Annotated in this window: 11 protein-coding genes; 5 read left to right on the top strand and 6 right to left on the bottom strand. The window is 38.6% G+C overall.

The features are described 5' to 3' along the window. Positions 1–45 precede the first annotated feature (45 nt). The gene (locus AC27VX_RS02060) at positions 46–534 is read right to left on the bottom strand and encodes an SRPBCC family protein (RefSeq protein ID WP_236856944.1); all 489 of its coding nucleotides are present in this window, start codon (positions 532–534) and stop codon (positions 46–48) included. 200 nt (positions 535–734) lie between these two features. On the opposite strand from AC27VX_RS02060, the gene AC27VX_RS02055 reads away from it, so the two are divergent. From AC27VX_RS02055 to AC27VX_RS02035, 5 genes are all read left to right on the top strand, one after another. After that, complete coding sequence (locus AC27VX_RS02055; RefSeq protein ID WP_300687654.1) at positions 735–2,279, top strand: sensor histidine kinase; 1,545 nt, start codon at positions 735–737, stop codon at positions 2,277–2,279. 92 nt (positions 2,280–2,371) lie between these two features. Beyond that, a complete protein-coding gene (locus AC27VX_RS02050; protein ID WP_002982671.1) occupies positions 2,372–3,058 on the top strand; it encodes a response regulator transcription factor in 687 nt (228 codons plus the stop codon). A gap of 78 nt (positions 3,059–3,136) precedes the next feature. After that, the gene (locus tag AC27VX_RS02045) at positions 3,137–3,784 is read left to right on the top strand and encodes a hypothetical protein (protein ID WP_236856943.1); all 648 of its coding nucleotides are present in this window, start codon (positions 3,137–3,139) and stop codon (positions 3,782–3,784) included. Positions 3,785–3,803: 19 nt separating this feature from the next. Further along, complete coding sequence (locus AC27VX_RS02040) at positions 3,804–4,163, top strand: hypothetical protein (protein WP_236856942.1); 360 nt, start codon at positions 3,804–3,806, stop codon at positions 4,161–4,163. 69 nt (positions 4,164–4,232) lie between these two features. Beyond that, positions 4,233–6,932 (top strand): TonB-dependent receptor domain-containing protein, encoded by a 2,700-nt coding sequence (locus AC27VX_RS02035; RefSeq protein ID WP_488693625.1) that lies wholly within the window; start codon positions 4,233–4,235, stop codon positions 6,930–6,932. 136 nt (positions 6,933–7,068) lie between these two features. Here AC27VX_RS02035 and AC27VX_RS02030 read toward each other — a convergent pair whose 3' ends face one another. The 5 genes from AC27VX_RS02030 to AC27VX_RS02010 form a co-directional block, all read right to left on the bottom strand. After that, the gene (locus AC27VX_RS02030) at positions 7,069–7,566 is read right to left on the bottom strand and encodes a cupin domain-containing protein (RefSeq protein WP_236856940.1); all 498 of its coding nucleotides are present in this window, start codon (positions 7,564–7,566) and stop codon (positions 7,069–7,071) included. A 25-nt stretch (positions 7,567–7,591) separates the two neighbouring features. Then, positions 7,592–9,874 (bottom strand): GH92 family glycosyl hydrolase, encoded by a 2,283-nt coding sequence (locus AC27VX_RS02025; protein WP_488693623.1) that lies wholly within the window; start codon positions 9,872–9,874, stop codon positions 7,592–7,594. A gap of 16 nt (positions 9,875–9,890) precedes the next feature. Then, positions 9,891–10,757 (bottom strand): ROK family protein, encoded by an 867-nt coding sequence (locus AC27VX_RS02020; protein WP_300687659.1) that lies wholly within the window; start codon positions 10,755–10,757, stop codon positions 9,891–9,893. 122 nt (positions 10,758–10,879) lie between these two features. Further along, positions 10,880–13,282 (bottom strand): endo-beta-N-acetylglucosaminidase H, encoded by a 2,403-nt coding sequence (locus tag AC27VX_RS02015; RefSeq protein WP_488693621.1) that lies wholly within the window; start codon positions 13,280–13,282, stop codon positions 10,880–10,882. 58 nt (positions 13,283–13,340) lie between these two features. Next, complete coding sequence (locus AC27VX_RS02010; protein ID WP_488693619.1) at positions 13,341–15,497, bottom strand: endo-beta-N-acetylglucosaminidase H; 2,157 nt, start codon at positions 15,495–15,497, stop codon at positions 13,341–13,343. Positions 15,498–15,592: the final 95 nt, after the last annotated feature.

The raw sequence follows: 15,592 nt of genomic DNA, 5'->3' as shown, positions 1-15,592 counted from the left end.
TTTGAATATTAAGCTGAACGGTTTAATCAATCTTATGGGTTAGGGTTATTTACTCAGAATCTCCTCCAGCTGATTCAGCCCCATGGTAAAACCTCCTTCAAATCCCATATCAAACAATTTTTTCATGACTTCCTGAGATTGATAATGAATATTGACGGTTACTTTTGTTCCTTCTTCCACCCCAGTAAAACCGACCAGCCACTTTGATGGTGGAAAATCTTCGTTCACAGTTCCTTTTTCATCACAAAAAGCACTCATCCAGTCGATACTCCTGTGCTCCATGATTTCTCCATATCTGAATTGGGCATACCCTCTGTCACCATTTGGTCCGACCATTGAATAAAGCCAGACTCCATCTTCTTTAAAATCCTGATTTATTGTTTCGCATCTCCAGGGTTTAGGGCCCCACCATTGATCCAGCAATTCGGATTTAGTAAAATAGTCCCATACTTTTGAAACATCAGCATCATAAATTTTCATGACATAAGTGCTCTTTGCGTCAAAATCTTTGTTAAAAATGATATTAGATTCCATAAGTAATTATTTTTAATAAAGTTACCATTTTATTTATTGAAAGGACTTTTCATATGACAAGTAAAAGATAATTCATAAATAATTGTTAAAAAACACTCTTTTAAGAGAAAAAAAACATTTATTTGGCTCGTTTTTTGTTTATGTAGTCTTAAAACAATTAATTTTAACATTCATTTTTCCAAAACATATATAATTAACTAATGAATAACAAATTCATCCCAATAATTTCGGTGTTTATGACGATCTCACTGATTGTCTTTGTGACGCTCCAATTTTATTGGTTGAAAGGCTATTACGGTGTCCTCGAGCAGGATTTTTCAAACAAAGTGTATGCTGTTTTGGAAAGTACGTCAAAAAGTGTTGAAGAGATTGAGGCCGATAAATATTTGAATAAGGATATTAAAGATTTCAGAAAAAATATTATTGCCAACAGCAAGCAGCCTTCATTAACGACTATTCAACAGGTAGAAGACTCCGGAACCCAGCGACAGATTATCTATTCTAAAAATATCATATCCAATACACAGCTTCCGATCTCTAAAAAAGGAGATTCTGTGAAGCTTACCACGTTGTATACCGATGAAGCCGCCTATAAAATAAAAAGAGATACCACGAACCGCGAACTTCTCACCACCGATATCAATCAGGATATTGAAACGGGTGATTATTCTATGAAAGAGTTTGTAAAGGTCTATGGTAAAAATCTTCCTATTACGAAAAGAGTAGATTCCCAAACACTCGATTCTGTAATCACTAAGGAACTGAGAATAAGGGGAATAACTGCAAAGTTCGGATATGGAGTACTTGATAAGAACAGTAAACTTACCAGCATTGCCAATAAAGCTTACAAAGAAAAAAAAGACAGCAACACGTACAGCTACCCTCTTTTCACAGACAAAAAGAATACATTATACAGCCTAGCATTGGTTTTCCCGAAGAAAGAATATTCCCTCGCGATGAACAACTGGCCGATGCTTTTAGGGACCTTTCTTTCACTTCTGACCATTTTGGGTATTTATATCATCTCCATCAACTATATGATGAGACAGAAGAAGCTTGCTGAAGTGAAAACGGACTTCATCAACAATATGTCTCACGAATTCAAAACTCCTCTAGCCACTATTTCAGTAGCCACAGATTCTTTGGCCAATGATAAGATTGCGACCAATCCGGATAAGGTGAAATATTATTCAGAACTGATCAAACAGGAGAACCTAAGGATGAAGAAGCAGGTGGAGAATGTACTTAATATGTCTAAGCTTGAAAGAAATGAAGTTGAACTGTTCTTAAAAGAAACCAACGTAAGAGAACTGATCAAAAGAACAACAGAATCTTTCAATCTTATCGTGGAACAGAGAAAGGGATCACTTACTCAAAAATTCAACGCGACTCATTATAATTTCAAGATTGATGAATTCCATATCTCAAATATGCTGGTTAACCTGCTGGATAATGCCAATAAATATTCTCCTGATGCACCGGAAATTCATGTAGAGACAAGAAATGAGGAACAATGGTATGTTATCGAAATCTCAGACAAAGGGATGGGAATGGATACTCAGAATAAGACTAAAATTTTCGAAAAATTCTTCAGAGAAGAAACCGGAAATATTCACAATGTAAAAGGACAGGGATTAGGCCTTTCTTACGTGAAAAAAATTGTAGAACTGCACAAAGGACAGATTATCGTAGAATCCAATAAGGGAAATGGAAGTAAGTTTACGATAAAGCTTCCAATGAGCTGAGAACATCAATAAAAGTAAAACCAAATATCAAAATATAAGAAGATAGAGTGAGAATGTTCATTCTTAATTGTAATCATTAATTAGTAAAAGTTATGAGCAACAGAATATTATTAGTAGAGGACGATCAGAGTTTCGGGGCGGTGCTTAAAGATTATTTGACAATCAATAATTTTGAAGTAACTCTTGCCACTGATGGAGAGCAGGGACTTAAAGAATTCACAGAAAATGAATTTGACATCTGCATTTTTGACGTAATGATGCCTAAAAAAGATGGGTTTTCATTGGCTGAAGACGTAAAAAAGATTGACAAAAATACACCAATTATATTCCTTACCGCAAGAAATATGAGGGAGGATATTTTGAAAGGATATCAACTGGGTGCTGATGATTATATCACAAAGCCTTTTGATACTGAACTTCTTTTATACAAGATCAAAGCTATTCTTCAAAGAAGCTCGACACTGGAAAATGAAGAACAGGAACAGTTTAAGATCAGCAATATTTTCTTTGACTCTATGCTGAGACAACTGAAAGTAGGTGATAAAGAATATAAACTGTCTCCGAAGGAAAATGAGCTGCTAAAACTTCTTTGCATCCACAGAAACGACTTTATGCCAAGAGATCTTGCCTTGAGAAAGATCTGGAAAAAAGAAAATTACTTTACCGCTAGAAGTATGGACGTTTATATTGCTAAGCTTCGTAAATTATTAAAAGATGACGAAGGGTTGGAAATTATCAACGTTCACGGAGAAGGATTTAGACTTTTGGTAAAAAATTAAGCCAAAAATCAAATTATAAATATAAAATTAGCAAAACAATTGAAAATGTTTTGCTAATTTTGTTTCATACCAATGGATATGAAGAATACATTTATAGGTTTGATCACCGTATCACTATTAGCAACATCTTGTAAAAAGGATGAAAAAGCAACTTATTTAAAAGAAGAAGCAGGCGTTACACAGCCTAATATAGCTTCAAACAGCACTTCTAAAACAGCATTAATGGAACAGGCCGGAATTCAGACAAATTCCAATCCGGCTCCTATGGCTACTGCACCGGGAATGAATCCTCCACACGGGCAGCCCGGCCACCGATGCGATATTCCAGTAGGTCAGCCTCTAAACAGCCAGCCGGCTAATGCCACTCCAGCTGCTCAAAACATCAATGTAGGAGGAGGAACCAATACCATTCAGATTGATCCCAACTCAGTATCACCTGGTAAAATTGCCATTGATAACAACGGAAAACCGGTAAAAACAGCTCCGGGAATGAATCCTCCGCATGGACAGCCGGGACACCGATGTGATATTCCGGTAGGCCAGCCTTTAAACAGTAAACCCGCTCCGGCTCCACAGCCTGTCCAGAATGTGGTACAAACCACTCCAACTCCTTCCCCGGCACCCGCTGCTCAAAATCTTGCAATGGGTGAAAAACCAAAAGCTAACCCTGCACACGGAGAGCCTTGGCATAACTGCTCGGTAAAAGTTGGTGATCCTTTGCCATAAATTTCTTATTTTTGCACATATGAAGTTGTTTCACATACTTGCAATCGTGTTTTGCTTAGGGATTTTCTTGATTCCTAAGGATAGCTTCTATGCGCAAGGGATGCAGGAAACATGCTGTAAAGCAGAGTCTAAAAAGAGTGACTGCTGTAAAAATCATTCTTCCAAAAAAGACAACAGACATGATCAAAAAAAATCATGTAATGACGACTGCTGTTCATCATGTGTTGCCTGTTATACTTTTATTGAGACTCCGTTTTCAAAAAATCTACATCTGGAACTATCTTATTACAAAGCGAATAAGAATCCCCAGTTCCATTATTCAGATCCTTATCTTTCAGACCGTTTAAAGGAAATCTGGCAACCGCCTAAAATAGGTTAATTAAAACATTGTGAGTTCATTATAATGCTTAATGAACCATTTTTTAATTAATCTAAACTTTTAAACAAAATGAAATTACATATTTCCAGGTTGATACTTGGTGCATTATTCCTATTTACACAATTTATCTCTGCTCAAACACTTTCAAAAAACCAGTTCAAGGTAAAAGGGAACTGTGAAATGTGCAAAACAAGAATTGAAAGTGCCGCAAAAAATGCAGGCGCAAAAACAGCAGTTTACTCTATTGATCTTCAGACGTTAACCATAGAAACGGATAAGGTTTCTACTGATGATATTTTGAAGAAAGTAGCTGAAGCCGGGCATGATAATGAAAAATTTAAAGCCTCTGATAAAACCTATGAAGGTCTTCCGGGATGCTGCCATTACAATAGAGACCTACAAGAGTCTGCTCAGACAGAAACTCACCACCCTGAGCATCAAATGAATGCGAAAAAAGAGGATGAGTTCTATGTAAGAGGAAACTGTGCTTCATGCAAAGCCAGAATAGAAAAGGCAGCAAAAGGAGCTGGTGCAGATGCAGCAGAATGGAATGCAGAGAAACAAACTGTTGTGTTGAATTTTGACCCGTCAAAAACTTCATCAGATAAAATTTTACGAGCTATCGCTGATGCAGGACACGACAATGAAAAATACAAAGCCTCTGACGCAGTGTATAACGGACTTCCGGGATGTTGCCTGTACGACAGAGACTTTGCTTTTGGAGAAGCTAATCCAAAGATTCATTATGAGGAAGGAACGCAACATGAAGACCACAAAGAGCATCAGACACTATCAGCTGAAGAAGATCACAAAAAGAATGAAAAAAGCATTGATGGTGTAGTAGTGACAGGTTCTAAAGCGGCAACAGCTTTAAGCAAGAAAGAAGCAGGACTTGTTTTTAATATTGATAAAAAAGAACTGCTAAAAGCGGCTTGTTGTAACCTTTCTGAAAGTTTTGAAACAAATGCAACAGTAGATGTTTCTTTCAGTAACGCTGTTACAGGGACTAAGCAGTTAAAAATGCTTGGTTTAGATCAAAAATACACGAGTTTAACCAAGGAACAGCTTCCTGAAATCAGAGGACTGGCTTCTGCATATGGTTTAAACTTTATTCCTGGAAGATGGATTGAAAGTATTCAGCTGACAAAGGGAGGAAGTACGGTAACGAATGGTTATGAAAGTATTACAGGACAGATTAACACGGAGCTTTTGAAAAATGCAAAAGAACCTGAGACTTCTCTGAACCTTTTTTCTGATTTTAACGGAAGAGCAGAAATCAATATTACCAACGTTGCCCCCATCAATGATAAATGGTCTCATACTTTTCTGCTGCACGGGAACGGAACTTTCGGTAATACGGATATGAATCATGATGGTTTTCTGGACAGACCGAAAGGAACCCAGATCAATGCAGCATATTTACTTAATTATAATGATCTTGAAAAATCAGGGTTCGGATCTCACTTTGGAATAAATTTTATCAGAGATGAAAGAACTGCGGGGCAGGTTGATTTTAATAAAAAACTGCCTCAGGATGATCAGACCGCTTATGGTGTAGGGATTGATATTTCAAGATTCCAGGTTTGGAATAAAACAGGCTATGTTTTTAAAGGAAAACCTTACCAGAGTATCGGATGGATGAACCAGTATGTCTACCACCAGCAGGACAGCTTTTTCGGATGGAGAAATTATGCGGGACAACAGCATACTTATTATTCCAATTTAATATTCGAAAGCATCATCGGAAATACCAACAACAAGTATAAAGTTGGTGCAAGTTTTTTATATGATGGTTATAAGGAAACTTATTTAACGGATGATCTGAGAAGGAATGAAATTGTGCCGGGTATTTTTGCGGAATATACTTTAACAGGGTTAAAATACACCTTGGTAGCAGGTTCCAGAGTAGATTTCCATAATCTGGCAGGAACTCAGTTTACACCGAGAGTTAATTTTAAATATGACTTCACGCCTCAGACGATTTTAAGACTTTCTGCGGGAAGAGGATTCAGAACGGCGAATGTATTTGCAGAAAGCCAGCAGTATTTTGCTTCCAACAGAACGATTACTATTTTACCGAACAATGGAAACATCTATGGATTAAAGCCAGAAATCGCATGGAACTACGGTGCAAGTTTACAGCAGGAATTTAAGCTGTTTGGAAGAAAATCCAGTATTATTGCAGACTTCTTCAGAACAGATTTCCAGGATCAGGTTTTAGTGGATCTGGACAAATCTCCACAACAGTTGACTTTTTACAATCTTGAAGGAAAATCATTTGCCAATTCATTTCAGACGCAATGGGATTTTATGCCTGTGAAAAACCTTGAAGTAAGGTTAGCTTATAAATATTATGATGTACAGGCTGATTATATCGGTGGAAGGAGAGAAGTTCCTTTCATGGCCAAGCACAGAGGTTTCGTTAATCTAGCCTATTCAACCAATAAAAATGATAAAGGCGGATTCTGGAGTTTTGATACTACTTTAAACTGGGTGGGCAAGCAAAGACTTCCTGATACGTCAAGCAACCCTCAGGAGTTTCAGCTTCCGGCATATTCTGAATCTTATGCCATTCTGAATGCACAGATCTCAAGAAACTTCAACAAAAAGATCAGAGCTTATCTGGGAGGAGAAAACCTGACTTCTTACTATCAGAAGAATGCGATTGTAGATTTTAAAAGACCTTTCAGCAATTATTTTGATGGCGGAATGGTATATGCTCCGATTATGAAAGCGAATTTCTATGTGGGTCTTGATGTGACTTTTTAAAAGATAAAAAACGGAAAATTTATATTATCTTTTTCGTTTTAAAGAGTTAGGCCTTATAGGTTTGGAAATATTCTTATTTTAAGCTTGTTTCTGAATACAAAAAAAGCAGTATCAACATTGATACTGCTTTTTATTTTTATCTTCCAAAGTCATCCTGTACTCTTACGATATCATCTTCATCCGAAGGGTTAGACGCATCGGTGTGCTGCCAGATCTCTGCTACAATTCCCCACCCTGCAAGACCTATTAATCTGTGTCTTTCTCCTTGCTGAAGTTTCACCTGATCTTTCGGCTTGTATTCTCCAACTTCGCCTTCTTCATCTGTATTGCTTCTTTTGATCCCTACAGTTCCTTCCACTACCTGCCAGATTTCTGCTCTTCTGTGGTGATACTGCCAGCTTAATCTGGCTTCCGGAGCAACGATAAGAATTTTCGGACTCAACTTCCCTCCTATTCTCAGATTCTCCACATCAATCCCATCAAAATATTGGTTGGCAAAATCCTGTGCCTGGTTTTCATCGATCACAAAAAAACCACCCCACGGTCTTGTATCATCTTTAGATGCGATTGTAAAACCTTGCTCCTGCAGCCTATTTTCAATTCTGTCGAATATTTCTTTCTTTTCTGTACTCATACAGTTTTGTATTTCTAAATTAAAATTATTTACTTGTTTCTTCTTTTGACATTGAATAAGGAAAATCTTTTTCCTGTGATCCTCTTTCTTTATTGGGCTTGTTATCCATTTTAAAATCCAGAACAGCTCCCTTGATCAGTTCTTTATGGCTAACCCAATTTTTGGAATAAGGCTGTTGGTTTACATTCAATGATTTTACATACAAATTGTCAGCATTATTTTCCGCAGCTTTTATTTCAATTTTCTTACCATTTTCAAGATGAATGGTAGCTTCTTTAAATAATGGTGCTCCTAATACATACTGATCCGTTGCCGGCGTTACCGGATAAAAGCCTAGTGCAGAGAAAATATACCACGCGGAAGTCTGCCCGTTATCTTCATCTCCACAATAACCGTCCGGAGTAGCATGATACAGTTTGTTCATTACTTCTCTTACCCAGTATTGGGTTTTATAAGGAGCTCCTGCATAATTGTAAAGATAGATCATGTGTTGAATAGGCTGATTCCCGTGAGCATATTGTCCCATATTCATGATCTGCATTTCTCTGATCTCGTGGATCACTCCTCCGTAGTAACTGTCATCAAATACAGGCGGTAATGAGAATACCTCATCCAGTTTTGCTTCAAATTTCTTTTGACCTCCCATCAGTTCTGCCAAACCGTTGATATCCTGGAACACTGACCACGTATAATGCCAGCTGTTTCCTTCTGTAAAGGCATCGCCCCATTTAAAAGGATTGAAAGGTTTCTGGAAATTACCGTCTTTATTTTTACCACGCATCAATCCGGTTTCCCTATCGAACATATTTTTATAATTATACGCTCTTTTTTTGTAAATATCAATTTCTGAAGCCGGCTTCCCCAACGCTTTTCCCAATTGATAAATAGAGAAGTCATCGTAAGCATACTCTAATGTTCTGGCAGCATTTTCATTTATTTTTACATCATAAGGAACATAACCCAGAGTATTGTAATATTCTACACCCTTACGGCCCACTGCTGTTATAGGACCTTCATTATTGGCTCCATGTTTTACTGCCTGCCAAAGGGTTTCCACATCATATCCGCGAAGTCCTTTGATATAAGCGTCTGCGACTACTGATGCGGAATTGTTTCCAATCATAATATCAGAATATCCCGGGCTGCTCCATTCTGGTAAGAAACCTCCTTCTTTGTAAGCATTGGCCAGGCCTTCCTGCATTTCTACATTGATGCTTGGGTATACGAGGTTCAGGAAAGGATATAAAGCACGGAAAGTATCCCAAAAACCGGTTCCTGCAAACATTTTTCCGTCTGCAATCTTCCCGTTGTAGGGGCTCCAGTGTTTTACTCTGTTGTGAGCATCAATTTCGTATAGCTTTTGAGGGAAGAATAAAGTTCTGTACAGAGAGGAATAAAAAGTTCTCATCTGCTGATCTGTCCCTCCTTTTACTTCTATTTTCCCTAATGTTGTGTTCCAGATATTTCTGGCATCGGTTTTTACCTGTTCAAAATTTCTGTTTCCGATTTCTCTTTTAAGATTCAGCTCAGCTTGCTCAAAGCTGATAAATGAAGAGGCTACTTTTGCATAAACGGCTTCTTTATTTTTAAGCTTAAAACCTACCACAGCTCCTGTATGGTCGCTTGTAATTTCCAGCTGATCATTGATCAATTTATCATCCTTCCAGGTTTTGGTCAACTCAAAATCTTTATCAAACTGAACGATGAAGTAGTTTTTAAAGTTTTCGTATTTCCCTGTGGAATATCTTGTTGTATACCCCAGAATTTTTCTTTCTTTAGGTAAAATCTTAATGTAGGATCCTTTATTCAGGGCATCAATCACCACGTAGGCACTATCCGTTTTCGGAAAGTCGAATTTGAAAAAAGAAGCTCTTTCTGTAGGAGTGAATTCAGTGGTAACATTGATATCTGCCAGATAAACGCTATAGAAATAAGGGGTTGAAACCTCAGCTTTATGGCTGAACCAGCTCGCTCTGTCTTCTTCTTTAAATTTTAATTTCCCTACTCCCGGCATAATGGCAAATGCACCATAATCGTTCATCCAGGGGGAAGGCTGGTGGGTCTGCTTAAACCCTTTTATTTTATCTGCATCATAGGAATAAGCCCATCCGTCACCCATTTTACCGGTTTGCGGAGTCCAGATATTCATTCCCCAGGGAAGCCCAACTGCCGGATAGGTATTTCCGTTGGATAATGAGGGTTTGGACTGGGTTCCCATCAAAGGGTTCACATAATCTACGGGAGATACATTCTGACCGAAGGCCCAGGCCTGTAATAAAAGTAAGCAGGTAGAAAATATAAACTTCATTGTTTCGTTTCGTTTGTTAATTTATAAAAGCTTTTTTTAATGCATAGCTGGCCGCTCCCAGAATGGCGGCATCTTCAAATATGGCAGAAATTTTAACCTGCAAGTTAATATTATTCTTTGTTAAATTTTGAATAAATCTTGGCTCAAAATAAGGATAAGCTTTTGCAATATTACCGCCTATCACCAGAGCTTCGGGTTTATAATGATCAACATATTTTGTAATAAACTCAGAGAACGAATCTGCATATTCGTTGAATATCTGCATCTGTACTGCTTTTGGTTTATCCAGTAAATCCTTGGTTCCTGAAATTTCCTCTCCGGTCAGTTCTTTATAACGACTCACAAACCAGCGTGTTGCCAGATAGTCTTCAGCGATGGATTCTTTAAAAGGAGAATCCCATAAATCTTCGTCTGTGGCAAATTCTCCATTGAAGAAAGTGGTTCCCAATCCTGTCCCGAGCGTTACTCCGAAAACGCTTTTGAAATGCTGTGCACAACCGCCAAATACTTCTCCTTCCATAAATGCCGCCGCATCATTCACAAAATGAATCTGATCCTCAGAAACAGCAAGTCTTTTTGCCAGTTCTTCTTTAATATTTACCTGATAGATGTCGATGAATTTTCCTTGCTGCATCAGCGATATTCCGCTTTCATAATCGAAAGGTCCGGGCATTGCAATTCCTATTAAAAGATTCTTTTTTTCAAGATCATGGGCTGCTTTTTCAATGGCTGAAACCCAGGCATAGAAGATAACCTCTTTACCATCAAAGGAATTAACATGCTCCCTTACATACGTTGAAGAAATTATCTCACGTTTTTCAGGATCAACCTGAGCCAGTGTGATGTGTGATCCTCCAATATCGATTCCTACTATATTCTGCATTATTTTATATTTTAAATTCAAGCTATTTTCTGTGACTGAAAAAACAGACCAACAGGAGCTCACTGCCTGTCCGTCTGTTTTGTATATCATCAGTCTTTATTAACGGTTTCGTGATCTGAGTTTTACTTCACAATAATCTTACCCGATGACACTGCTTTTTGATTGGCAGATGTGATTCTGTAAATATAGGTACCACTGATTAAATCCTGTGTATTCATCGTGTTATTATTTTGATTAATCGTTTGTTTTTTTACCAGTTTACCTGAAATATCATACAATAATACTTCAGCTGAAGAATAGATGGTGAAATGAATATCATTTCCTCTTTTCACCGGGTTCGGATAAGCACCACTGTTCTCTTTTCCTGATTCGATGTCTTTCACAGACAGAGAAGCCGTACAAGGTACATCTGCTGCCCAGTTGGCATCTGTCATATTAACCAAAGCTGCAAAATGAGTATTTGAAGTTGCATCCAGGGCTCCGTTACCACTTCCTTCATCCATTTTCCAGTTAGCTTCAAGATTTGGTGAATCAGGAGTTATATTACATTTATTATCAAGAATTTCCTGAGCAGTCAATGCTTTTTTCCATACTCTGAATTCATCCAGAGAACCATTGATGGTGCGTGAGTTATCATAATTTCTTCCCAGATAAAGAATCCCATTTGCTGTAAAGTTACCCGTAACAGGAGTACTTGCATCAAGATTACCGTTGACATAGATTTTCATGGCAGTTCCATCATAAGTTGCAGCAATATGATACCATGTATTCGTATTAAAGGCAGTATTGGTATTAAGTTTCACCTGAGCAGATCCAAAGCTTAAAATAAACTGAAGTTTGTTATTCGCCAGGTTACCGTCTCCAAATCTAAGCATAGCCGAGTTGTTGTCTCCTACTTCAATACCCATTACCGATGAAATGTAAGGGAATCCTGATTTAAAGGCATTTACTTTTACCCAGCCTTCAAAAGTTACGGCATTTCCACTCAGGTTAAATTGTCCTGCATTAAGGTAATTGGTACTTCCGTTAAAGGAAAGAGATCTTGGGCCGGGGCTTGTAACAGGTACAAAACCACTATTGAACGCTCCTTCCCCTGAATAGGCACTTGTAGCTCCTCCGGTACAGGCAGCCTGTACTTTCCATACATAATTGGTATTCGGAGCCAGGTTTTGTAACGAGTAAGAGTTCGTGGTAATATTTGGAATTTCAGACCACGTTGTAGCGGCTGTCGTTTTGTATTGCAGAGTATAAGAAGACGCGGTTCCAGCATCCCATGACAATTGAGCGGAGTTTCCAAGATAACTTCCGGAAGTGAGCCCTGAAGGAGTGGTGCAACCATTTCCGGAGTTGAATCTTGGAGCAAAAATATAAGTGCTTGTTAATGTCGGTGAGCAGTTGGACTGTATTCTCCAGTCATAATCCGTATTCAGGGTAAGGTTATTCACAATAATATTATTTCCTGAATAATTGTTGGCTACATTGGTCCAAACCATTGAATTGGCTGGTTTATAATCAATATTATAAGATTGGGAAGCGTTGGAGATCCAATTCAGTTTAGCAGATGCTCCAGTCACATTGGAAACTTCCAACCCTAGTGGCGGATCACAAGCTTGTCCCTGAGACCATGAATAAAGCTGCCCGCTCAGGACTGTATTTTCATTGTAAAGGATATTGGAACCTGTGCTCAGGTAATTGGCAACGTTGGTTCCTCCTAAATCATACCACATAAAAACTCCGTAACCATCATTTTTTGTACTGGTAGCTAAGTTTGCCAAAGTAGTGGCTGACGTAGACCCTGAATTTGAATTTTGTATCCAGGTAGCAGCAGCTGAAATTTTGGTTTTATCTAGAGGGGGAACAACAGGTGCATTATAGGTACTATACATTGCATTCCATGTATAGTCGATATAATTTCCTGCCTGATCACCATTGTAACTTTGTCTTGTTGTTGCCGGGCCATAATAGTAGAATGTAATCAGCTTATCCGGCATTGCTGCTTTCAGTTCTTGTAAAAGCATTACAAAGGAGCTGTTATTAGCCTGGCCTGTTCCATTGTTGCCATAGCCTGCATATTCGTCATCCAGGTCTACCCCGTCCAATCCATAGGTATAGACGGTATTGGCAACCTGCAAAGCAAAATCTTTTGCTGCTTCACGGTTTGGAAAATTAGAAATTCCTGCCCCCTGGTGATTTCCCAAAAGATCTAATAATACTTTGATCCCTTTTTGCTGTAAAGGTTTCACATAGGTATTCACATCGTTCAGAACTTTAGTAACGTTGTTATTGTTTGAAATATAAGCTCTGCTTTTGGAAACATCATAATTAATATTAGCTGCAAAAATAATAGCTACATCAAAAAGCTGACGATTTGTATTCTGAAGTGTATAAGAACCTGCATTCAGCGGATTATTGTTGTTCACTTCCACATAGCATATTCCTGAAGGATTTAGCTGTTGCGCCTTAAGCAACGGAGCCGACTGGAGCATCAGGGCCATTAAAGGGATAAAAAAGGATTTTTTTCTCATAGTATATTAATTTTATAGTAGAAAAAATCATTGGGACTACGCCCAATGACTTATTTTTTTATTTTACCATTAATTTTTCTGTTTGTTTCAGGCTTCCATCCTGAGATTCAAACCGAAGAATATAGTTTCCTGATGAAAGTCTGGTCAGTTCAAATGAATTATCACCCGCATTCAGTGATCTTGTGTCTACTACTCTTCCATTAAAATCATAAACAGTCATTTTTCCTCTGCTATATTCATGTGGTACAGCAACTGTGAGGGATGAGGATTTACTTACCGGATTCGGATATAGCTTTATCTGATTCTTTACATTGATGTCTCCTGAATCGACAGTTTTCTGGCTTCCTGCATTTCTTGCCGATTTTAAAGTTCCGGTTGTACAAGGAAGATCTGTTCCCCAATTGGAAGCATCCACCCCGGTTAATGTTAAGGTTACTCCGTTTCCTGAAGTGTCCTGAACTGTAGAACCATTTCCTTCGTTAAATTTCCAGTACGCAGCAAGAGAGGAAGCCGGAACTGATACATTACAACTATTCTGGCTGATCTCCGCCTGACTTAATGCCCGTTTCCAGACTCTTACTTCATCTACTTTCCCATTGAAGTTTCTGGAAGTATTATACAGATATCCTACATTAAATGCTCCGTTGGAATTGATACTTCCTGTTTGTGCTTTGCTTGCGTCTAAAATACCATTGATATAAAGTTTCATCGCAGATCCATCGTAGGTTGCGGCAACGTGATACCATGTATTGGCATTCAAAGCTGTAGCTGAGGCCAGTTTTTGCTGTACATTGTTAATGCTTACCACAAACTGAAGTTTATTATTAGCCAGACCAGCGTCTCCCAATCTTAAAAAGGCAGAATTACTGTCGCTGACCTCCGTTCCCATGATTGACGAAATATAGGGAGATGCAGATTTAAAAGACGAAGGTTTGATCCAGCCCTCAAAAGATAATGCCGAACCGCTAAGATTAATATTTCCGGCAGTGCCAGACTCGGTGCTTCCATCAAGAGCGAGTGCGTAGGAGCCTGTAGGAGTTGTAGTCCCCGATCCGCTGTTAAATCTTGGAGCAAACATATAAGCACTTTTCACACTGCAGTTAGTTCTTATTCTCCAGTCATATTCCGTATTAGCGGTTAAACCTGAAACGGTTACTGAAGTAGAGTTTAGAGCTGATGCTGCATTTGTCCATGTTGTAGAGGAAGCCGGTTTATAATCGATATCATAAGTACTTGTTCCTACTGCCGACCAGTTTAGTTTTGTACTTGTTCCTGTAAGATTGCTTGTGTATAGTCCGATTGGAGCATCACAATTTGTGCCCTGTGTCCACGATTGTAAAGTTCCGCTTAACACCGTTGGCTGTCCATATAACGTTTGTGTTCCCGCCGAAAGCTGTGTTGTCTCACTGGTTCCATGAAGATCATACCACATAAATACTCCATACCCGCCATTTTTTGTTTGTGTTGCCAAGCTTGTGGTTGTAGAATTGGAGGTATTTCCCATCCAAACGGCAGCTGGAGAAATCTGTGCTTTAGTGAGCGGAGGTACATTTGGGGCAGAGAACGTTCCATACATCGCATTCCAGCTGTAATTGACATAATCTCCTACTCGGATTCCATTCCAGGAAAGTCTGGAAGCTGCGGGACCATAATAATAAAAAGATATTATTTTATCCGGCAACAGGGCTTTCAGTTCCTGTACTAGCATTACAAAAGAACTGTCATTAGGCTGCCCGGTCCCATTTTGCCCGTAATCGGAGTACTCATCATCAAAATCAATCCCATCCAAACCATAGGTATTCACTGTATTGGCAAGCTGTAATGCAAAGTCTCTTGCGGCTTCCCGGGTAGGAAAATTACAAATCCCCGCTCCCTGATGATTCCCTAAAATGGTTAGCACTACTTTCATTCCTTTTTGCTGGAGTGGTTTTATGTAGGTATCTGCATTGGTAAGAACCTTGGTTACATTATTATTTGAATAAAGATACGCTCTGCCTCGGCTGACATCATAATTGATATTGGCGGCAAAAATATTCACTACATTAAACAGATAGCTGTTCGATGTCTGCAGTTTGTACGCTCCTGCATTCAGAAGGTTGTTGTTATTCACTTCCACATAGCATATTCCTGTAGGATTAAGCTGTTGTGCGTTAATCAGAGAACCAGACTGAAGCATCATGGCAGTCAGTACGGTAAGGATGGATTTTTTTTTCATTGTATAATATTTTGGTGATGTTTTAGGTGTTAAAATTTCATACAGCAATCCCCTGACATTCTCCTTTTTGAAGAAAAATATCTCAAATAAACGGC

Source organism: Chryseobacterium sp. 14P4.3.2 (assembly GCF_057799275.1).
This window is presented reverse-complemented; position numbering and strand designations above follow the sequence as displayed.

Coding starts and splice junctions, on each gene's coding strand:
- AC27VX_RS02010 (WP_488693619.1), bottom strand. CDS start 15,497: ATGAAAAAAAAATCCATCCTTACCGTACTGACTGCCATGATGCTTCAG.
- AC27VX_RS02050 (WP_002982671.1), top strand. CDS start 2,372: ATGAGCAACAGAATATTATTAGTAGAGGACGATCAGAGTTTCGGGGCG.
- AC27VX_RS02030 (WP_236856940.1), bottom strand. CDS start 7,566: ATGAGTACAGAAAAGAAAGAAATATTCGACAGAATTGAAAATAGGCTG.
- AC27VX_RS02015 (WP_488693621.1), bottom strand. CDS start 13,282: ATGAGAAAAAAATCCTTTTTTATCCCTTTAATGGCCCTGATGCTCCAG.
- AC27VX_RS02020 (WP_300687659.1), bottom strand. CDS start 10,757: ATGCAGAATATAGTAGGAATCGATATTGGAGGATCACACATCACACTG.
- AC27VX_RS02055 (WP_300687654.1), top strand. CDS start 735: ATGAATAACAAATTCATCCCAATAATTTCGGTGTTTATGACGATCTCA.
- AC27VX_RS02045 (WP_236856943.1), top strand. CDS start 3,137: ATGAAGAATACATTTATAGGTTTGATCACCGTATCACTATTAGCAACA.
- AC27VX_RS02035 (WP_488693625.1), top strand. CDS start 4,233: ATGAAATTACATATTTCCAGGTTGATACTTGGTGCATTATTCCTATTT.
- AC27VX_RS02060 (WP_236856944.1), bottom strand. CDS start 534: ATGGAATCTAATATCATTTTTAACAAAGATTTTGACGCAAAGAGCACT.
- AC27VX_RS02040 (WP_236856942.1), top strand. CDS start 3,804: ATGAAGTTGTTTCACATACTTGCAATCGTGTTTTGCTTAGGGATTTTC.
- AC27VX_RS02025 (WP_488693623.1), bottom strand. CDS start 9,874: ATGAAGTTTATATTTTCTACCTGCTTACTTTTATTACAGGCCTGGGCC.